This window comes from Pelagibius litoralis, assembly GCF_011683915.1.
Classification (GTDB): domain Bacteria; phylum Pseudomonadota; class Alphaproteobacteria; order Kiloniellales; family Kiloniellaceae; genus Pelagibius; species Pelagibius litoralis.
Window position 1 is genome coordinate 128,014 of sequence record NZ_JAAQPH010000016.1, and the last position, 19,460, is coordinate 147,473.

Below are 19,460 nucleotides of genomic sequence, written 5' to 3' on the forward strand. Positions count from 1 at the left end.
TCCGTCCTGCGAATCCCGCCGGTCAGGCCCGGGAATCGGCGCCTTCCCGTGGCTTTCTTGGGGCCGCAAGCGGTCCGCTCTGGCCAAGTCACAGCCAAGCCGCTAGGACTTCTTTCGGGGAGGCGTATTACAAGAGATGGGGCCGTCCGCCGTGAATCCAATGATTATCGCCCGCCGGGTGGCAGGTCTGAGCACAAAGCGTTTTCGCCGCCTTGTCTTTGTCGGCCTGCTTGCCCTGGCCGTTCCGCTCTCTGCCGCTGCCCAGGATCAGGACCCTGAATCAACCCAGGAGAAAGAACCCCCGCCGGGGCCGGACGAGTCCTGGATCATTTCGCTGCAGTTCAGCAACGACATGTTCGGCGGCTCGGATCGCCACTTCACCCACGGCACCCGCTTTTCCGCCCTCTCGCCGGACGGCTTTGTGCCGGATTTTATCGAGTCGGCAGCGAAGGCGCTGCCGCTGTTCCCGCAGGACGGCAACCTCCGGGTCAGTTACAGCCTCGGCCAGGACATCTTCACGCCGGAGCGTATTGAGGATCGAGACCTGATCGACGATGACCGGCCTTACGCAGGCTGGCTCTATGGCGGCATCGGCCTGGTATCCGAGAACGGCAGCCGCCTGGATCAGCTGGAGCTGAACATCGGCATTGTCGGACCGGCCTCCCTGGCGGAGCAGGTCCAGACCGAGTGGCACCGGCTTCTCGACATCACCACTCCCGAAGGCTGGGACAACCAGCTGGAAAACGAGCCCGGCATCGTCCTCTACTACGAACGCAAGTGGCGCAATCTCTGGGAGACCAGGATCACAGATCTGGAGGTGCTTGACGAACTGGCCTTCGACGTCACGCCGCATCTGGGCGGCGCACTGGGCAACGTCTACACCTACGGCGCCGGCGGCCTGACCCTGCGCATCGGCGAGGATCTGCCCAACGACTACGGCCCGCCGAAGCTGCGGCCCAATCTGCCGGGCTCCGACTACTTCCGGCCCGACGACGCCATCGGCTGGTACCTCTTCGCCGGGGTCGAGGGGCGGGTCGTACTGCAGAACATCTTTCTCGACGGCAACACCTTCGAAGACAGCCACAGCGTCGACAAGCGCCCGCTGGTGGGCGACCTCCAGGCCGGGCTGGCCATCACCCTGGGCGAGCGTGTCCGCCTAGCCTATACCCACCTCTGGCGCACCGAAGAGTTCCACGAGCAGGACGCCCCGGACCAGTTCGGCACCCTCAGTATGTCGGTCAGGTTCTAAGGGCGCCGCCGCGACCAAAGGCCGCGCAACAGCGGCGAGAAGAGCACGAGCAGCGCGACGAAAATGAAGCCCGCCGAGATCGGGCGTTCCAGGAAACTCATCCAGCGTCCCTCCTCGCCGATCAGTGCGGCACGAAGGTTGAACTCGGCAATGGGCGCCAGGATAAAGCCGATGACGAAGGGGCCGAGGGGAATACGCAACCCTTTGAAAAGCAAGCCAACAAGGCCGAAGGCGAGCATCACCCAGACATCGAACATCCGGTTGTTCACCGCATAGGTACCAACGACGCAGCAAACCAGCAGCGCGGGCACAAGATAGGCTTTCGGCACCTCCATAAGCCGCGCCAGCCAGCGGATTGCCAACAGCATGACCAGCAACATAACAACGTTGGCCACCAGCAGCGACGACATGAAGCCGTAGACGATCTCGGGATTGGTGTCGAAAAGCAGCGGGCCAGGCCGCAGGTTGTGCAGAGTCAGGGCGGCGATCAGAATGACATCGATGATGGAGCCGGGAATGCCCATGGTGATCATTGGAATGATCGCCCCGCCGACGGTCGCGTTGTTGGCCGTTTCCGACGCGATGACCCCCTCCGCAGCCCCCTTGCCAAAGGTATCGCGGTTCTTGGAGAGACTGCGGGCCGTGGAATAGGCAACGATGGAGCCGACCGACCCGCCGACCCCCGGCAAGATGCCGATCCAGGTACCGATGACCGCGGAGCGCAGCAGATTCACCCAATGACCGGCAAACTCCCGCAACCCGACTTGAAGGCGCCCCGAATGCAGGGTTATGCGCTCGAAGACGCGCGCAGGCGCCGCGTCCTGCAACAACTGGGACACGGCAAAGACGCCGACGAGCACAGCCAAAAGATCGAAGCCGCCGAGCATCGCCGGAAAACCGAAATCCAGACGCGCCTGGGCGGTTACCGGGTCAAGGCCCGGCAGCGCCACCAGCATGCCCAGCACCCCGGACAGCAGGGCACGGCACTGCGAGCCTTCACTGAGACTGGCGATCAGCATCAGAGCGACCATGACGAGGGAAAAGTACTCGTGCGGCCCAAAGGAAAGCGCGAAGCGAGCGAGCGGCGGCGAGAGCATAACCAAAGCCATCCAGGACACCATGCCCCCGACGAAAGAAGAGAGGATGCCGAGTTGCAAGGCCCGGGCGGCCCTGCCGGAGCGCGCCATCGGCATGGCGTCCAGCGTTGTCATAAGGTTGGACGGCGAACCGGGAATGTTCAGCAGCGTCGCCGAAATGAGACCGCCGGAGATCGAACCGACATACTGGCCGACCAAAAAGCAAATGGCATTCAATGGGGCCCAGCCAAAGGTCAGCGGCAGGCTGAGGGCAACCAGCATCGCGCCGTTGAGACCGGGAATCGCCCCGACGACAATCCCAAGGACAGTGCCAAGGACGATCAGGGCGAAGGGCGTCAGAGCGAGGATGTCGCCGAAGGAGGCCAGAAGCTCGCCGGTCATGGCAGAATCACCGTGAAAACACGCGTGAAAAGCAGATAGACCGCCAGGGTTACCAGGATGCTACAGCAAGCCGATAAAATCAGTGATCGGCGGCTGACCCCCGCCAGCAGCAGCCCGGCAACGAATTGAAAAAGCGCCGCCGCGACATAGCTGTCCAGCAACCGGAGATCTATCGCCAAAACGAAGACCCCGAGCAGCACCGCCAGCGCCAATGGACGCCTGGCCACAGCCCAGGCCCGATCCGCCAAGCGGCCATCCGGCGCCGGGGCGGTTCCGGCGTCGCTCGCCACAGCATGGCGCGGTTTGCGCAGTGGCGTCCCCGCCAGTATCAAGCCCGACAAGACGAATAAGGCGACCGACAAGAGCTTCGGCAGGTAGCCCGCCCCGAAACCGGTGTCGAGAAAGGAAGGGGGAATGGCATCCGCCGAGAGCCATAGAACGATCGCGAGCGACGCCAATACCAGCGCAACGGCGCGATCGATCCACCGGCCCAGAACACTCTTCGCTTCAACCAAATACCCTTCCCCCGAACCCTCCAGAGCCGCACCGCGATACGGTTTCTACTTCGCGACCTCCTTCGCCAGCTTCTTGATCGTTTCGTAGCGCGCGTCCAGGGTGGTCACAAGGCCGGGTCCGCGCATGAAGGCGGGCTCGATCGAACGCTCCAGCATCGTCTTCTGGAAAGTAGGATCGTCAATGGTCTTTTCCATGGCGTCGGCCAGCACCGAAACGCGCTCGTCGGGGGTATCCTTTGGTGCATACCAGACGTAGTGCAAGCCGACATCGATCTCATGGCCGGCTTCCCGTGCCGTCGGGACATCAGGCAGATCGGGGTGCCGGTTGGGACCGAAAACGGCAATCGCCTTGATGTTGCCGGCACGAATCTGGTCGATCACCTCGGAGACGACAAAAGTTCCGACGTCGATGCTGCCACCGAGCAAGGCTTTCAGGGAGGGGCCGCCGCCACCGGTCGGCACGAAGAGCACATCCCAGTCGACCGGCTGCATGATCCGCAGAAACGCAAAATGGTTGGCGGCGCCGGCACTGATGCCGAGTTTCGGCTTGGTCGCCGCCCCTTTCTTCACCGCCGCATAGAAGTCTTCAAGAGAGTTCATCGAAGAACCGCTTTGTACGGCGATCAGCTGCGTCTCGAAGCCGACCTGGGCGACCGGCTTCAGACTGGAGGGACCCATCTTGTTCGCGCCCATCGCCGAAGAGGTCAGCAGCGCCACATGAGTGGCGGCCAGGGTGTAGCCATCGGGCTGAGAGCGCGCGGCCTCCTGCGCGCCGATCGCCGTGCCGCCGCCCTTGATGTTGACTACGGCGACGCTCTGGCCGAGGTTTTCGGCAAAGGGTGCTGCGACCAACCGGGTGGTAATGTCGGTCGACCCGCCGGCCCCATGGGGAACGATCACCTTGATCGGTTTTTCCGGATAGTCGGCGGCCAGGGCCGCTGGTCCGGTCAGTGCCAAACCCAGCAATGCGCCGGCTAAGGCCCTAAGAGCTGTCTGTGTTCCTTTCATTTTCTCCTCCTCTTTTTTGGCTTCTTGTTGTTCCTCGACGTTCCGCAAACAAGGCCGCCGGCCCTTAACCGGCAAACGCGCCAGGGCCGGTTTCAGCCTGATCCAGCAAAGCTTCGTTCAGATCTGCGCCCAGGCCCACACCCTCAGGCAGTTTCGCCTCCCCATGATCGATGCGGCAGCCCGGCCGCGTCAGACAATCGAACAGCGGCGACTCATCGAATTGCACTTCCAGGGGCAGCGGATCATCCAGCACGGCGGTGACATGCAAGCTGCAAAGATGCGCGACGGGGCCCGAGGGATTGTGCAGCGACACGGCGGTCCCGGCGACGCTTGAGCGTTCGGCGATTTCGAGAACCCCGGCAAGGCCGCCCGCATATTTCACATCCGGCATGATCACGTCGTAAGCCTCGGCCTCTACAAAAGGGCGAAAACCGTCCCAACCGATCATGGTTTCACAGCCGGCGAGGCGCAGGCCGGCATCATTTGCCAGACTTCGCAGACGACGCAGCGCGGAGAGGTTGTCGCGGGTCTCGCCGAGCGGGCATTCGAACCAGGAAACGCCGAGCGCCTGAAGCGGCTGGACCAGCGCCTCTGCGGCCTTCGCCGACAAACGCCAGTGACAATCCACCATCAGGTCTGCGGCCTTGCCCGATTTCTCCGCCACCGCCGCAATCCGCTCCAGGCCGGCATCGATCGCGCGCTTTCCTGAAGCCGTCTCACAAGACTCCGGACTGAGTCCATCGAAGGGCGCAACCTTGATCGCGGAAAATCCCCGGTCCAGCGCCTCTGCGGCACTACGCGCAAACCCTTCGGGACTGCGATCCACGGTACGGCGATTGATGTTGGCATAGAGCGCAATTGCCCGGTCACAGCGTCGCGCACCCAAGAAAGCGGCCAAGGAGCGTCCTTCCGCCCGGGCGGCCAGATCGCAGAGCGCCTGATCATAACCGGATATCACAGCCGCCTGGGGAAGATCGTCGTGCGGGGCGGCCGCCAGCCGACGCAGGGACTCCGGCACGGCATCCCGGCCCAACAGGCCGTCCCCGAGATCTTCGGCAAAACGATCAATCCAGGGTGGCGCGCTGTCGAGCGTAAACTCGCCAAAACCGCGGCGCCCGTCGGCAGTGTGCAGTTCTACGAAGCGCCAAACCGTCTTCTCGCTCACCCGAACGCTGTGCACATAAGCTTCGCTGATCAAGCAGCCCGTCCCTCCCGTCATGCCTGTGCCTGCCGCAGGGGCGTGGCGGCAGGACCTTCCTTCATTATTCGTTGTCTTTATGATAAACGTTTATCATAAATCCGCAAGAGCCGGAGAATGACAAGCCCTATGGCCGGAGAATCGGCTGGCGGGCCCCGCCCGCCCCTCGCATACTGAGATCAATATGTCGGTTAAGAATGCACGTCTGCAGGAGGTCGCCCGTGCCGCCGGAGTCTCCTACATCACCGCCTGGCGGGCGCTGAACGACCCGGATCTGGTCAGCGAGAAAACCCGCGCCAAGGTCAGCCGGGCCGTTGAAGACACCGGCTACCTGCCCAACGCCGTCGCCCGCTCCCTGGTGTCCGCATCGAGCGGTGTGATCGGCGCAATCGTGCCGACACTGGAGGATTCGATCTTTGCCGATACGATCCAGGGTGTCGCCGACGTGCTCCATTCAGCCGGGCAGGAACTGCTGGTCGGGCTTTCCAGCTACGACTCCAGGCGCGAGGCGGAACTGATCCGTGCCTTCATGGGCCGCCAGATCGACGGGCTGATCCTGACGGGGCGCAATCATGAAGCCGATGTTCAACGCCTGCTGAAGAGCGGACGTGCCGCGGTGGTGGAAGTCTGGGACTATGGAGAGCCGGCGATCGATATGCTGGTGGGATTTTCCAACACGGAAATGGCGCGCGCCGTCACAGCCTTTCTCTGCACCAAGGGATACCGGCACATCGCTTTCGTGACCGTATCGGGACGGCGCCGGGGGCGCGAGCGGTTGGCCGGCTATCGCAAAGAACTCGCCGCCAGGAATCTGAGCATCGATCCCGCGTTAGAGATCACTTGCGCCCCGACCCTAAGTGGCGGCGGCGATGCCCTAGATCACCTGATGGCGCTGGACCGGCCGCCCGATGCCATCTTCTTCAACGGCGATACCATTGCCATCGGCGCCCATCTGCGGGGAAGGGCCAAGGGCCTGACCTACCCGGCTGACGTCGCCCTGGTCGGTGTGCACGATCTGGAAATCGCCCGCCATGTCGACCCGCCCCTGACATCCGTGCGCATCCCCCGCTATCGCATCGGCGAGCAAGCGGCAAAACTGTTGCTGGCGCGTGGCCAGGGGAAATCCGATGCCCCCGAAAAGCAGAACCTCGGCTTCGAAATTGTCGAGCGCGGCACGACTTAGGTGTGTTTGGCCGTTTGCGTCGAGGCGGTTTCGGATCACTCTGAGCCCCTGTGGCAAGTCTTCGAAAATCAGGCTACAGGTCAGCCGGTGAACGCCACGACTTTGGCGGTCAACAAAGGACGCTTCCTGAGATTTGCATCAGTGGCATTTGACAATCGTCGCGGAAACCTGATAATACCTTAAGTTGTATTTCTGACAAACTATCCGGCGCCAGAAGCTGCTTCTTTCATAATTGCAAGGGCTTCGAGATGACCGACTATGCCCCGCCACCGCAGCCTGCGGCGACAAAGACGCCCTACAACGCAACGACCAGCAACACCGTCACGAAAGGCCTCACCGTCGAGCGTTTCGTCGGCAGCAGCCGCTCGACCCCGGGCAACGTGGGCCTTTGTCTGTGCGGCGGCGGCTCCCGCGCGCTCTCCGCCGGCATGGGACAGCTGCGGGCGCTCAATCATCTCACCCTCAAGAAGGGGTGGCCGTCGTTGCTCAGCCAGGTGAAGGCGGTCTCCACCGTCTCCGGCGGTTCCTGGCTCGGCGTCAGTTTCGAGTACCTCGGCGGCAAGACCAGCGACACCAACTTCCTCAATGCCTATGTCGCCAACCCCCACGACCTCGTGCCAAGCAACGGCAGCAGCATCGGCGTGACCCTCGACAAGCTGCCCCCCGGCAATATCGGCGTCCCTGTCACGTCGCGCTTGTTCTCGGTTCCGGCGCTGGCGGTTGAGGCCTACCTGCTTTGGAAGTTCTTCGGCACCCCGGCCAACATGCTCTGGCAGGTGCTGATGGGATTCCACATCCTGAGTGAGCACAACCTCTATTCACCGGCAGCCAACGCGCTGCCGACGTCGTTGTTCAGCTGGAACAAGAACACGCTGAAGCAGGACGTGGTCGGGCCCAATCCCTCTCTCGCCAAGGAGACCGCGCATCTGGTGGCCAGTGGCGCCGGACGCGCCTCCCGGCCCTATATCCTTTGCAACACAGCGATGTTTGTGAAAAAGGGCAAGACCCAACTGCTCGCCCCGGTTCAGGCGACCCCGTTCTTCACCGGCATCGTCGGCAGCCTGGACGCGGTCGATGCGAACGGCCGCAAGGTCGGCGGCGGCGGCGTCACTTCCTTTGCCTTCAACTCGGTGCTCAAGAGCGTCTCCGGCTCTGCGGTCACGGTGGCCCAGGCGCGCCAATGGTCGCTCACCGACATCGTCGGCGCCTCCAGCGCCGCCTTTGCCGGCCAGCTTCAGCAGATCATCAACGATCCGCTCCTGCTGTTGAAGTATCTCTGGGAGTTTGGCACGGAGATCTGGGACTGGCTGAAGAAACACCTGTCGAGCGCTGACCTTGCCGAGGTCGATGAAGCGGCCATCAAAGCATTTCTCAAGGCGCCCACGTTGGCAGAAGTCACCGCCGACATGGCCAGCTTCGACCCTGGCGCGATCATTCCCGCCTACGACTACTGGCCGGTCCGCAACGCAAAGCCCAATGCCAACCTCAAAACCACCCGCTTTGCCGACGGCGGCAATCTGGAGAACACCGGCGTCGCCAGCATGCTGTCCTACGGCGACATCGATTCAGTGATCGCCTGCGTGAACAGCGAGACACCGCTGGCCAAGGGTAAGAAGGGCGTCATCGACCCAAAAACCGGCAAGGAAATCCCCAAGACGCGAATCATCGTCGACGGCCAGATACCGCCGCTGTTCGGCTACCAACCCTACGACCCCAAAAAGGGTTACGTTCCTTTCGGCAAGAAAACGGCGGCGGCCAATATCTTCATCAGCCAGTCGCAGATCTTCTCAACCGGCGATTTCCCCACCCTGCTGAAGGCGCTGTGGAAGAACAGCGGCTCCGGCAGCAACGCCAACCCGGCGAACGCCCTCCAGAAACTGACGACCAAGAAGAACGACTGGTTCGGCGTTGCCAAGCGCGATGTGACCGTTGTCTGGGTCTACACCAACGCCGTCGAAACGTGGGTCTCCCTGCTGCGGCCCGACGTGCAGAAGCTGGTCGCCGCCAGCGCCGACTTCCCGCACTACGGCACCCTCGACACCAACCTCTCCGCGCCCCAGGTAAACCTGTTGGCCAGCCTCACCGCCTGGTGCGTCGGCGACCCAAGCAACAGCAAGAACTTCGTGGGGTTGTTCAAGTAACGGCGTAGCCGGTGAGAGCCTAAGACGTTGCGCCCCGCGGCATCGTCTCCGTGAAGCGCACCGGCTTGCCCGCGGCCTCGCCCGGCAGTTCGCCGTCGCGCATGACCACGCTGCCGCGGATGATGGTTGCCATGGGCCAGCCGGTGACGGTCATGCCCTCGAAGGGCGACCAGCCGCATTTTGAGGCCAGCCAGTCGCCGGTGATCTCGCGCTTGGCCTTCAAATCGACCAGGGTGAAATCGGCGTCATAGCCGACGGCGATGCGGCCCTTGCCGGCGATGTTGAAGAGGCGTTGGGCGCCCGCCGAGGTCAGATCGACCAGCCGCGGCAGGGTCAGGCGCCCCGCGTTCATATGGTCGAGCAGCAGCGGCAGCAGGGTCTGCACCCCCGGCAGGCCCGCCGGGGTGCGCGGGTAGTCCCCCGCCTTCTCCTCACGGGTATGGGGGGCGTGGTCGGAGCCGATGACATCGACGATGCCGCGGCGCAGGCCCTCCCAAAGGCCGGCGCGATGGTGTTCGGCGCGGATCGGCGGGTTCATCTGGGCCAGGGTGCCCAGGCGCTCGTAGCAGTCGGGCGCCGCCAGGGTCAGGTGCTGCGGCGTCACCTCCACCGTGGCAATATCCTTGTTGGCCGCCAGGATCGGCATTTCGTCCGCCGTGGTGATGTGCAGCACGTGGATGCGGCGCCCCGCCTCCCGCGCGATCTTCAAGAGACGCTTGGTCGAACGGATCGCCGTCTCCTCGTCGCGCCAGACCGGATGCTGATCGACGTTGGCGCCCTCGCGCACCAGCTCAAAGCGCTCACGCAGTCTTGCTTCGTCTTCGGAATGAACCGACACGCGGCGCGTCCCGCTGCTGAGCGCCGCACGCAGGGTGTCATCGTCTTCGACCAGCAGCGATCCGGTCGACGAGCCCATGAAGATCTTCACCCCGCAGCAGCCCGGCAGACGCTCCAGCTCGCCCAGCCTGTCAGCGTTCTCCGCCGCCGCGCCGATGAAGAAAGCATGATCGCACCAGGCACGTCCCTTGGCCCGCGAAAGCTTTTCGTTCAGCGCCGCCTCGTCGATGGTCGCCGGGTTGGTGTTGGGCATTTCGAAGACCGCCGTGACACCGCCCAACACCGCCGCCCTGGTACCGCTTTCCAGATCTTCCTTGTGGCCCAGGCCCGGCTCGCGGAAATGCACCTGGGTATCGATGACACCGGGCAGAACCGTCAGGCCCGATGCATCGAAAACCTCTGCCGCCTGCCCGGCATCCAGATCGCCGATGTCGGCGACGCGGCCGTCCTTCACGGCGACCGAAGCAGGCGCGAGGCCCGAGGGCGTGAAGACCGCGCCGCCGGTGATGATAAGATCCCATTCCTTGGACATGACGGTGTTTCCTCAGGGTTTTCGGATAAGACGGGCCGGCTCTAACCGGCGGATTGAGCCAACAGGGGCGGTTTGTCGCTGAGCAGGCGGTCGAAGAGTTCGAGATAGCGGGCGACGGCGACCTGCTCGGTGAAGCCTTCCTCGAACCGCTGCCGGCCGGCCTGCACCAAGCGCTCGGCCGTCTGCGGCTCGGCAATCAGGCGGCCAATGGCAGCGGCCATGGCGGCGACATCGTCGATGGGCACCAACAGCCCGTCTTCCTGATCCCCGACCAGCCAGCCCGGCCCCTGGGCCGCCGCGGCGACCATGGGCACCCGGTACATCCAGCCTTCCAGCACCACGCTGCCCAGCGGTTCGTGACGCGACGGCACGACATAGATATCAGCGGCGGCGAAGAAGGGCGCCGGGTCGTGTTGCCAGCCGAGAAAGCGGACCCGCTCGGCGACCCCCAGACGTGCCGCTTCCTGTTCCAGCTTCTGGCGTAGCGGCCCGTCGCCGGCCAGCCAGAGATAGGCGCCGGGCAGCAGCGCCACCGACTGCAACAGGGTATCGAAGGCCTTGTTCTCATGCAGGCGGCCCAGCGCGAAGACCAACGGCGCGTCTTCGGGCGTATCCAGCGCCGCGCGGCTCTGCGGCGCTGCCTGCCGGTCCTCGACGAAGTTCGGGATCACATGGATGTTGTCTTCGGGAAAGCCCTCGCGCGCGCAGTAGGCCTTGATGTCCGGAGTGATGCAGACCAGATGATCGCATCGCTTATAGTATTTCATGTCGTAGTAGCCGCCGAGACGGGCGAGATGCAGGAAGTCGCCTTTGGGCATCGCGGCCGAGGCGCGGCTCATGTAAGTCAGTGCCAGGTCGGGGCGAAAGTCGGCGATCTCGGCCTTGAGGATTCGGCTGGTCTTAACGTCGAGCAGGCCGCCGAAGCGCGCGGTCACCGGTTCGATGCCCCCGGCCCGCAGCACTTCCAGGCTTTTGGGGTGCGGACGGACCACCACCCGCTGCTCGACGCCGGCGCGTTTCAGGGCCACACAGAGACGCAGAAAGTGCATCTCGGCGCCGCCTTCCGGGGCGCCCGCCAGGGCCTGCAGCAAGCGCGGCATGGGACCGGTCACACTCCCTTGAATGGATTCAGCCGGTTGGACTCAGTGACTCGCTGTCACCCGGCGCGCCAGCAAGCGCTGACGAAAGACGATCAGATAAAAGAGGATGAAGAAGGCGAAGTAAAGCTCCTGAATCTCGCTGGCACGATAGAAAATAGCGATGTCCCAGAGCCCATGGCCCTTCAGGCGTTCCCAGACTTTCGCGAACTCGGCGATGGCCGCGACCGGCAGGCAAACCAGCGGCGGCAGGAAAACGGCAAAGCGGCCTTCGCGGATCTGCGGCCTTCGCAGCGCCAGGAGCGGGATAATGATACCCCCGATGATAACGCCGAACTCCAGCAGCGTCCGCGGTTTCTGGTCGAGCCAGGAAGAGGTGTTGTGAAGATTGGTCTCACCCTGGTCATTGACGGCCAGCCACGACTCCGGCGTCAGCCAGCCGACGTAGTGCTGGCCCCAGCTTGCCTCCTCCCCGGCGATGTAGATGCAACCCAGCATGCCGAGAACGATCCAGATGACGATCAGCCGGTTCGCCCGCGCTTCGGGCATCATCAGGATACGCAGGCAATAGATCACGCTGATCAGGGGAACCAGGACGTGCGCGAACTCAAGGGCCCCGACCTCGCTGCCGATGTAAACCCTGTAGAAAGCCAAATCGTAATGGGCCAGAAAGATCAGCACCGCAGCAACGGCCAGCGGCATCCAGAGGTAGAGCACCTGCGGCAGCGATTCGGCGGATGCCCCGCCGCTTGTGCCGGCGGCAGCCGTCTGCGGCGCCATACCCGCGCCTTCCTTGGGTTCATTTGCTTGAGACATCACGTCCTGACGGCGATTTCCGGGGGATAGTCCAGAGCCCTGCGGCCTGCGACCACGGCTAACGTCCTGCCTTCACTATAGTGTACCAGATGTATGTTTTTCAATGCGACCGCAAGGCTCTGCTTGCAGCGTCGGCGGCAGGTAAGCGAGGTGATCCAGTTAACCGGCCACACTCCCTTAAATGGATTCAGCCGGTTGGACTCAGTGACGCGCTGTCACCCGGAGCGCCAGCAGGCGCTGACGGAACACGATGAGATAAAAGAGGATGAAGAAGGCGAAGTAAAGCTCCTGAATCTCGCTGGCGCGATAGAAAATAGCGATGTCCCAGAGCCCGTGGCCCTGCAGGCGCTCCCAGACTTTCGCGAATTCGGCGATAACCGCGACCGGCAGGCAAACCAGCGGCGGCAGGAAAACGGCAAAACGGCCCTCGCGAATCTGCGGGCGGCGCAGCGCCAGCAGCGGGATAATGATGCCGCCGATGATGACGCCGAACTCCAGCAGGGTCCGCGGCTTCTGATCGAGCCAGGAAGAGATGTTGTGAAAGTTGGTTTCCCCCTGGTCATTGACGGCCTGCCAGAACTCCGGCGTCGACCAGCCGACGTAGTGCTGTCCCCAGCTTGCTTCTTCCCCGGCGATGTAGATGCAACCCAGCATACCAAGAACGATCCAGATGACGATCAGCCGGTCCGCCCGCGCTTCGGGCATCCTCAGGATACGCAGGCAATAGATCACGCTGATCAGGGGGACCACGACGTGGGCGAACTCGAGAGCCCCAACCTCCTCGCTGCCGATGTAAACCCTGTAGAAAGCCAAATCGTAATGGGCCAGAAAGATCAGCACCGCAGCAACGGCCAGCGGCATCCAAAGGTACAGCACCTGCGGCAGCGATTCGGCGGATGCCCCGCCGCTTGCGCCGGCCGCAGGCGTCTGGGGCGCCATACCCGCGCCTTCCTTGGGTTCATTTGCTTGAGACATCACGTCCTGACGACGATTTCCGAGAGATATTGAGAGCCCTGCGATTTGCCACCGCGCGCTAACGTTCTGCGTTCACCATAGTTTACCAGATGTGTGTTTTTCAATGCGACTGCAAGGCTTTGCTTGCAGCGGCAGCGGCAGGCACGCTAGATGATCCAATCAAAATGACCATACAGAGCCCGCAACAGATTCTCGTCATCAAGCTTTCCGCGCTCGGCGATTTCGTCCTTTCGATTGCATCCTTTCAGGCGATCAGGGCGCATCACCGCGCGGCGGAAATCACCCTGTTGACCACCGTCCCTTATCGCGCGATGGCCGAAGCCAGCGGCTGTTTCGACCGGGTGTGGATCGATCGGCGCCCGGCCTGGTGGCAGCTCGGCGGCTGGCTGGCGCTGAAACGTCAGATGACGGGCGGCGGCTTCGAACGGGTCTACGACCTGCAACGCTCCGACCGCAGCGGCGGCTATTTCCGGATGCTGGCGAACCCCAAACCCGAATGGGTCGGTACCGTCGCCGGCGCTTCCCACCGCTATGTCATGCCCGGCGGGCCGGCACGCCACATCTGCGACCGCGAAGCCGACCAACTGGCGCTGGCCGGGGTGCCCCGGCCGGGCCTGCCCGATCTCTCTTTCCTCACCGCCGACCTGGCCCCCCTGGACCTGCCGCCGCACTATGCCTTGCTGGTGCCCGGCGGTTCGGCGCATCGGCCGGGCAAGCGCTGGCCGGCGGAGCGCTACGCAGCCCTGGCCCGCCACCTGCTCGACCGGGGCATGACGCCGCTGCTGCTGGGCGCCGAGGCGGAGCGCGCCGAAATCGCAGCGATTGCCAGGGTCGCCCCGGGCGCGCGCGACCTCTGCGGCCGGACCAGTCTGGAGGCGCTGGCCGCCCTGGGCCGCGGCGCCGGCCTTGCAGTCGGCAACGACACCGGGCCGATGCATCTGATCGCAGCCTCCGGCGCCCCTTCCCTGGTGCTCTATTCCCACGATTCGGACCCGGCAAAGATCGCTCCGCGCGGGGCCCGCGTCGAAACGCTGCGCCGCGAAGTCCTGGCCGAACTGAGTCTGGAAGACGTGATCGCCGCTCTGCCCGCCGGGACCTAGGCCCCGGAGGCCTTGGCCCAGAGTTCCTGCGCCGCCCGTTCGGCGGCATTCACGGTGAGACTTTCCATGAAACAGGCCTTGGCGGCGAAATCGAAACCGTCGCCGGTCAGTTCCTGAAAGCTCTCAGGCGTGCGGACGAAACCCGCTTTCCCGCCCCAGGGGCGGTAGCGGGCATCGGGGCTGGGCCCGAACAGCCCGAGGGTCGGCACCCCCGCGGCGGCGGCCAGATGCATGAGGCCGGAATCGTTGCCGCAGAAGAAAGCGGCGCGCTGCAGACAGGCGGCCACGTCCAGCAGATCACCGCAATTGATGAGGTCGACCCCCCGCGCACCCGCCGCCGCCAGCACAGGCGCTGCCTGCTCCCGTTCATGGGGCGCGGCAAAAACGGCGATGCGGGCGCCGGGCAGCATTCCCTCCGGTCCGGTCAGACGCTGGGCAAGTTCCCCGAAACGCTCCGCCGGCCACTGTTTACCCATCCAGTTGGCAGCCGGCGCCATGGCCAGGATCGGCACTCCCTCCGGCAGCAAGGCCGCCGCGCGCTGGCGCGCCGCCTCGGAGAGCCAGACCGTCGGCGCCGGCGGCGGCGAGAGATCCAGCAGGTCGCCCAGTTCCTCCACCCGGTGGCGGCCCGGGCGGCGCTTGCCGATGACAAGACGCCGACCTGCCCAGAGCACATAGGCGGTGGCCGAGCCGCGCAGGTCCACCACCGTATCCCAGCGGGTCAAGGCCACCTTGCCCAGCAGCTTCAGCCAGTGACGGTTATGGGATTGCTTGTCGACGGCAATAATCCGCTCCAGCCCCGGTACCGCAGCGAACAAGGGCGCCGACAGCCGGCCGACCGCAACCGTCACCCGGATGCCCGGCCGCTCGGCCAGCAAATGGTCCAGCAGGCCGGTCGACAGCACGGCATCGCCGATACGGGTGGCAGTGATGAACAGCAGGCGCATGGCGCTGACGAGGCCCAAGCTCATAAGGAATGCTACACAGGCCGCTTATAGGGCCACATCCGGGACTTGGCAAAGGCCCTTGTACCCGGCGACAGAGGATGCCACCTCTATGCAATCGGGCTTTCTGGAAGGATTGAGGCAACCATGAGTGAGGCCAAGGCAATCACGCTGGAACATCGGGGGCTGCTGCGCATCGGCGGGGCCGACCGCATCGATTTCCTGCAAGGCATTGTCTCCAACGACGTTTCCCGCGTGACGGCAGCACAAAGCCTCTGGTCCGCCTTTCTGACGCCGCAGGGCAAGTTCCTACATGAGTTCTTCCTTGCGGCCGAGGGCGACGGCCTGCTGCTGGATTGCGAGGCCGAGCGCCGCGCCGACCTGGCCCGCCGCCTGAAACTCTACAAGCTGCGTTCCCAGGTTACCGTCGAAGACGCGACAGAGGATTTCGTCGTTGTCGCCTTGATCGGCGAAGCTGCGCTGGCGACGCTGGACCTGCCGGAAGAACCCGGCGCGACCCGGCCTTTCGGCGGCGGCTTCGTTTTTGTCGACCCGCGCCTGCCGCGTCTCGGCGCCCGCGCTTTCCTGCCGCGCGAGGGCGCCGCACAGGCCCTGGCCGAGACGGGCTTCGCCGAAGGCAGCCTGGAAGACTACGACCGGCTGCGCATTGCCACGGGCGCACCCGACGGCAGCCGCGACATGGAGGTCGAGAAATCGATCCTGCTGGAAAACGGTTTCGACGAACTGCGGGGCGTCGACTGGGACAAAGGCTGCTACATGGGCCAGGAACTGACGGCCCGCACCAAGTACCGCGCCCTTATCAAGAAGCGCCTGCTGCCGGTGGAAATCGACGGCCCCCTGCCGGAAAGCGGCAGCGCCATTACCCGCGACGGCAAGAACGCCGGTGTCCTGCGCTCGGTCGTTGCGGCGGCGGATGGCGCCGCGCTTGGCCTCGCCCTGTTGCGTCTGGATGCCCTGGGCGAGCGGCACGACGGTCCGCTGATGGCCGGCGACGCCCGGGTGACGGCGCAGAAGCCCGACTGGGCGGAATTCTGAACTCCGTCAAAATTCCCTTCCGTCATCAGCAAAGCTGGATCTGAACGACCACCCTCCGAGACGGTCGCTTTGCGAACTCCTCAGGGTGAAGCAGATAACAAACCTCATTCCGAGGAGCGGCGAAGCCGCGTCTCGAAGCACCGAGCATGACAGTGGTGAGTTAGCTCTGTCCTAATCCGCAATCGCGGCGGAGAGATCGGCGAGGCGTTCGTAGGGGGCGTCGCCGCGGTCGAGGTTCAGGCGGCAGCCGATGACCTCGGCCCGCTTCACCCCTTCGCGACCGAAACGGGTGCGCAGGGCCTCGGCGAACCAGATCCGGGCATTGGTGTGGCGGCGCTGCTCAAGCCGCCCGGCATCGCCGAGCCAGGCCGCATGCCGCTCGATCGCCGCCACCAGGGGGGCGATGCCGTCGCCGCGCTGGGCGGCGACCGGCAGGATCGGCACCTTCCAGCCGGTGTTGCGCCGCTGGTGGGTGAGCGCGGCCCGCAGATCCGCCTGACTGCGCTGGGCGGATTCCATATCGGATTTGGTGACCACCGCCAGGTCCGGGATTTCAGTGATCCCGGCCTTCATGAACTGCAGGGAATCGCCCGAGCCCGGCTGGACGCAGAAGATCACCGTGTCGGCGACCCAGGCAACGTCGGTCTCCGATTGGCCGACCCCGACCGTTTCGATCAGTACCACGTCGTAGACGGCGCGCATCAGCAACATGCCGGCGACCGTCAACTCGGCCAGGCCGCCCAGGCGATCGCGCGCGGCCATGGAGCGTACGAAGACGCCGGAGTCCTCCGGATCGGTCATCAGCCTCAAACGATCCCCCAGCAGCGCCCCGCCGCTGCGCCGCGACGACGGATCGACGGCAATCACCCCGACACTGCGTCCGGCGCTGCGCAATTCCGGCAGCAGGGCCCCCAGCAAGGTCGACTTGCCGACCCCCGGCGGGCCGGTCACCCCGATGACATGGCCCAGAGGGGCCGCAAAGGCCTGATCCAGCAGGGCGACGGTCTCCCCGGCCTCCGCCGATGACTCCAGCACCGCCAAAGCCTCGGCCATGGCGGCCTTGCCGCCGGCCAGCAGGTCTTTCAGCGTCATCGGGTGTCCAAGGGTCATGAACATAGTTGGCCGCGTCGCGGCGGCGCGGTCAAGGGCGAAGAAGCGCGAAACCCTGCGTTTTCCTGGCCAAAGCTTGATCTGCCTCAAAGCGGCGGAGCGCGGCTTGCATTAGTTTTCGGTCAAACGCCGGACAGCGGCGTTATCCCCCCAAACAGGAGGTTTGCAATGAACCTTAGAGACTTGACCCCCTGGCATCACGGCAAAGCCGGCGCCGGCAGCACACCCGCCATCAGCGAACTGCATCGCGAAGTCGACCGCGTCTTCGACGATTTCTGGCGCGGCTTCGGCGGCCCTTCCCTGTTCGGCGGTAACGGTAGTGCGATGGCTTTCGATGTCAGGGTCGACACCAGCGAGGACGACAAGGCCTATCACGTCACCGCCGAACTGCCGGGCATGAGCGAAAAGGACGTCGAGGTCACCTTCGCCGACAACATGCTGACGATCTCCGGCGAAAAGAAGGAAGAAAAGGAAGTGAAGGAGGAGAACGTCCACCGGCGCGAACGCTCCTTCGGCAGTTTCCGCCGTTCCTTCACCCTGCCGAGCGAAGTGGACGAGGCAAAGATCGCCGCCACCTTCAAGGACGGCGTGATGACCATCGACCTGCCGAAATCCAAGACCGCGCAGAAGAAAGCCAAGAAGATCACGATCTCACGCGGGAAGTAGACTTCAGGTTTTCACTCCATCCAAACCCGGGCTGCCCATCAGGCGGCCCGGTTTCTTTGTTCAGCCCGGGAACGCCAATTCAACCGCCCGCCGTTAACCCTTGTTAAGTGATTTCGCCCAATACTGGCGCGGCGAGAACACCCCAATGAGGGATGAGACCCCATGAGCAAGCATCTGGTATCGGCCGACAATCCGGGCGGCCAGCACACCGAGGAACTGCTGGCGGAGATCCGCGCGGAAATTCTCGCCCGCATGGCGGCCTACGGCGAAGACCCGCGGCCCGAGGCCAAGGCGGTGCTGGAGAACAATCTGGAGATTGCCCAGCTGCTGACCGACGCCATCCACTTGGCGGAGACCAACACCAAGACCCTGGCCGAAGACCTTTGAGGGACGATGCGATGAACCGACGCCCCTCTCCGCGCAGGCCCTTGCGGGCAGAGCCCCGCCGGTGCCATGCTCGCGATCCTTATGAGCCCATCACCCAACGTCGCCTCGCACTACGCCCGGGAAGGCACGCTGACCGGCCGCATCCTCTCCGCGCTTACGGCCGCCGGTAAGGATCTCGCCCGCCTGAGCCCGGCGGACCTCACCCCCTACGATCAATTCCACAGCCGCGGCCACCGCGCCACGGAGGAACTGGCGCAGCTGCTCTCGCCCCAGGCGGACCAGCTTGTGCTCGATCTCGGCTGCGGCATCGGCGGGCCGGCGCGCTGGCTGGCCGATCAGCGGGGCTGCCGCGTCGTCGGCCTGGACCTGACCGAGGTCTATTGCCTGACCGCGCGGGAATTGAGCGCCAGGGTCGGCCTGAACGGGCGCAGCAGCTTCGTCTGCGGCAACGGCCTCGCCCTGCCCTTCGCCGAGGCCGGCTTCGATCAGGTCTGGACCCAGCACGCCGCCATGAACATCGCCGACAAGGCGCGGCTCTACCGCGAAGTGGCGCGGGTGCTGAAGCCGGGCGGACGCTTCGGCCTCTACGATGTGATGGCGGGACCGGCCGGCGATCCGCATTTCCCGGTACCGTGGTCCAACAAAGCCGAGTGGAGCCATCTGATGGCGCCGCAAGGCGTGCGCGAGGCGATCCTCGCCACCGGCCTGAAAGAGCGTCACTGGCGCGACCTCACCGCCGAGGCCAAAGCCTGGAGCGAGAAAGCCGTCGCCGCCCAGCAGGCCGGGCAGGCCAATACAGGCCCGGCCATCATCCTGGGCCCGAGCTTCGCCGAGATGGTCGCCAACCTGCGCCGCAGCCTCTTCGAAGACCGCATCACCGTGGTTCAGGCAGTCTTCGACAAGCCGGGCTGAACGAAAGCCTTCAATCACCCGCTGACGCCGGAAGCCCCCCTCACCCTCCCGCTAACGCGGGCCCCTCCCTCTCCCACGAGGGGAGAGGGTTGATTATGGGTCTCTTTTTGTTTCCCCCTCTCCCCTCGTGGGAGAGCATCTGTGTTCACAGTCAAGGTTGAGTTGGCTGCCAGAGACGTTGCTCGCGAATGAGTGTGTTTGCCAGAACGACGAGTTTTCGCATGACCGCGGTGAGGGCGACCTTGGAAGCTTTGCC

At 64.4% G+C, this 19,460-nt stretch carries 18 protein-coding genes and 1 pseudogene; 8 read left to right on the forward strand and 11 right to left on the reverse strand.

What is annotated here, in order from left to right:
- Positions 1-160: 160 nt before the first annotated feature.
- Positions 161-1,249 (forward strand): lipid A deacylase LpxR family protein, encoded by a 1,089-nt coding sequence (locus HBA54_RS19900; RefSeq protein ID WP_167227948.1) that lies wholly within the window; start codon positions 161-163, stop codon positions 1,247-1,249.
- On the opposite strand, the gene HBA54_RS19905 is transcribed toward HBA54_RS19900, so the two are convergent.
- From HBA54_RS19905 to HBA54_RS19920, 4 genes are all read right to left on the reverse strand, one after another.
- Positions 1,246-2,727 (reverse strand): tripartite tricarboxylate transporter permease, encoded by a 1,482-nt coding sequence (locus HBA54_RS19905; RefSeq protein WP_167227894.1) that lies wholly within the window; start codon positions 2,725-2,727, stop codon positions 1,246-1,248. The genes HBA54_RS19900 and HBA54_RS19905 overlap by 4 nt on opposite strands.
- Positions 2,724-3,242 (reverse strand): tripartite tricarboxylate transporter TctB family protein, encoded by a 519-nt coding sequence (locus HBA54_RS19910; RefSeq protein WP_167227896.1) that lies wholly within the window; start codon positions 3,240-3,242, stop codon positions 2,724-2,726. Before HBA54_RS19910 ends, HBA54_RS19905 begins: the two co-directional genes overlap by 4 nt.
- A gap of 45 nt (positions 3,243-3,287) precedes the next feature.
- Positions 3,288-4,250: a Bug family tripartite tricarboxylate transporter substrate binding protein gene (locus HBA54_RS19915; protein WP_167227898.1), complete on the reverse strand. Its 963-nt coding sequence runs from the start codon at positions 4,248-4,250 to the stop codon at positions 3,288-3,290.
- 64 nt (positions 4,251-4,314) lie between these two features.
- A complete protein-coding gene (locus tag HBA54_RS19920; protein WP_167227900.1) occupies positions 4,315-5,448 on the reverse strand; it encodes a mandelate racemase/muconate lactonizing enzyme family protein in 1,134 nt (377 codons plus the stop codon).
- 184 nt (positions 5,449-5,632) lie between these two features.
- Here HBA54_RS19920 and HBA54_RS19925 point away from each other — a divergent pair, with 184 nt between their 5' ends.
- Positions 5,633-6,631 carry a LacI family DNA-binding transcriptional regulator gene (locus tag HBA54_RS19925; protein ID WP_167227902.1) on the forward strand — a complete coding sequence of 333 codons (999 nt, stop codon included), beginning with the start codon at positions 5,633-5,635 and terminating at the stop codon, positions 6,629-6,631.
- Positions 6,632-6,879: 248 nt separating this feature from the next.
- A complete protein-coding gene (locus HBA54_RS19930) occupies positions 6,880-8,772 on the forward strand; it encodes a hypothetical protein (RefSeq protein WP_167227905.1) in 1,893 nt (630 codons plus the stop codon).
- Between the two features lie 19 nt (positions 8,773-8,791).
- Here HBA54_RS19930 and HBA54_RS19935 read toward each other — a convergent pair whose 3' ends face one another.
- From HBA54_RS19935 to HBA54_RS19950, 4 genes are all read right to left on the reverse strand, one after another.
- Positions 8,792-10,141 carry a dihydroorotase gene (locus HBA54_RS19935; RefSeq protein WP_167227907.1) on the reverse strand — a complete coding sequence of 450 codons (1,350 nt, stop codon included), beginning with the start codon at positions 10,139-10,141 and terminating at the stop codon, positions 8,792-8,794.
- Positions 10,142-10,182: 41 nt separating this feature from the next.
- On the reverse strand, positions 10,183-11,241 hold the full coding sequence (locus HBA54_RS19940) for a glycosyltransferase (RefSeq protein ID WP_167227909.1): 1,059 nt from the start codon (positions 11,239-11,241) through the stop codon (positions 10,183-10,185).
- Positions 11,242-11,283: 42 nt separating this feature from the next.
- Positions 11,284-12,018: a hypothetical protein gene (locus tag HBA54_RS19945; RefSeq protein ID WP_205944780.1), complete on the reverse strand. Its 735-nt coding sequence runs from the start codon at positions 12,016-12,018 to the stop codon at positions 11,284-11,286.
- Positions 12,019-12,255: 237 nt separating this feature from the next.
- A complete protein-coding gene (locus tag HBA54_RS19950; RefSeq protein ID WP_167227913.1) occupies positions 12,256-12,993 on the reverse strand; it encodes a hypothetical protein in 738 nt (245 codons plus the stop codon).
- 200 nt (positions 12,994-13,193) lie between these two features.
- Between HBA54_RS19950 and HBA54_RS19955 the strand changes: the two genes are divergently transcribed.
- Positions 13,194-14,129, forward strand: a complete 936-nt coding sequence (locus tag HBA54_RS19955; RefSeq protein WP_167227916.1) for a glycosyltransferase family 9 protein — start codon at positions 13,194-13,196, stop codon at positions 14,127-14,129.
- On the opposite strand, the gene HBA54_RS19960 is transcribed toward HBA54_RS19955, so the two are convergent.
- On the reverse strand, positions 14,126-15,100 hold the full coding sequence (locus tag HBA54_RS19960) for a glycosyltransferase family 9 protein (RefSeq protein WP_240932781.1): 975 nt from the start codon (positions 15,098-15,100) through the stop codon (positions 14,126-14,128). The genes HBA54_RS19955 and HBA54_RS19960 overlap by 4 nt on opposite strands.
- 120 nt (positions 15,101-15,220) lie before the next feature.
- Between HBA54_RS19960 and ygfZ the strand changes: the two genes are divergently transcribed.
- On the forward strand, positions 15,221-16,129 hold the full coding sequence (gene ygfZ / locus HBA54_RS19965; protein ID WP_167227918.1) for a CAF17-like 4Fe-4S cluster assembly/insertion protein YgfZ: 909 nt from the start codon (positions 15,221-15,223) through the stop codon (positions 16,127-16,129).
- A 171-nt stretch (positions 16,130-16,300) separates the two neighbouring features.
- Here the strand turns inward: ygfZ and meaB are convergent, their stop codons facing one another.
- Complete coding sequence (gene meaB / locus HBA54_RS19970; protein WP_167227920.1) at positions 16,301-17,221, reverse strand: methylmalonyl Co-A mutase-associated GTPase MeaB; 921 nt, start codon at positions 17,219-17,221, stop codon at positions 16,301-16,303.
- 186 nt (positions 17,222-17,407) lie between these two features.
- Between meaB and HBA54_RS19975 the strand changes: the two genes are divergently transcribed.
- The 3 genes from HBA54_RS19975 (at position 17,408) to HBA54_RS19985 (ending at position 19,204) form a co-directional block, all read left to right on the forward strand.
- Positions 17,408-17,905, forward strand: a complete 498-nt coding sequence (locus HBA54_RS19975) for an Hsp20/alpha crystallin family protein (RefSeq protein ID WP_167227922.1) — start codon at positions 17,408-17,410, stop codon at positions 17,903-17,905.
- A 162-nt stretch (positions 17,906-18,067) separates the two neighbouring features.
- Positions 18,068-18,292 (forward strand): histidine kinase, encoded by a 225-nt coding sequence (locus HBA54_RS19980; RefSeq protein ID WP_167227923.1) that lies wholly within the window; start codon positions 18,068-18,070, stop codon positions 18,290-18,292.
- Between the two features lie 66 nt (positions 18,293-18,358).
- Positions 18,359-19,204, forward strand: coding sequence for a class I SAM-dependent methyltransferase (locus HBA54_RS19985; RefSeq protein ID WP_167227925.1), 846 nt, complete (start codon positions 18,359-18,361; stop codon positions 19,202-19,204).
- A 151-nt stretch (positions 19,205-19,355) separates the two neighbouring features.
- Here the strand turns inward: HBA54_RS19985 and HBA54_RS19990 are convergent.
- Positions 19,356-19,460, reverse strand: a pseudogene (locus tag HBA54_RS19990) (IS110-like element ISMno29 family transposase); the annotation flags it as partial.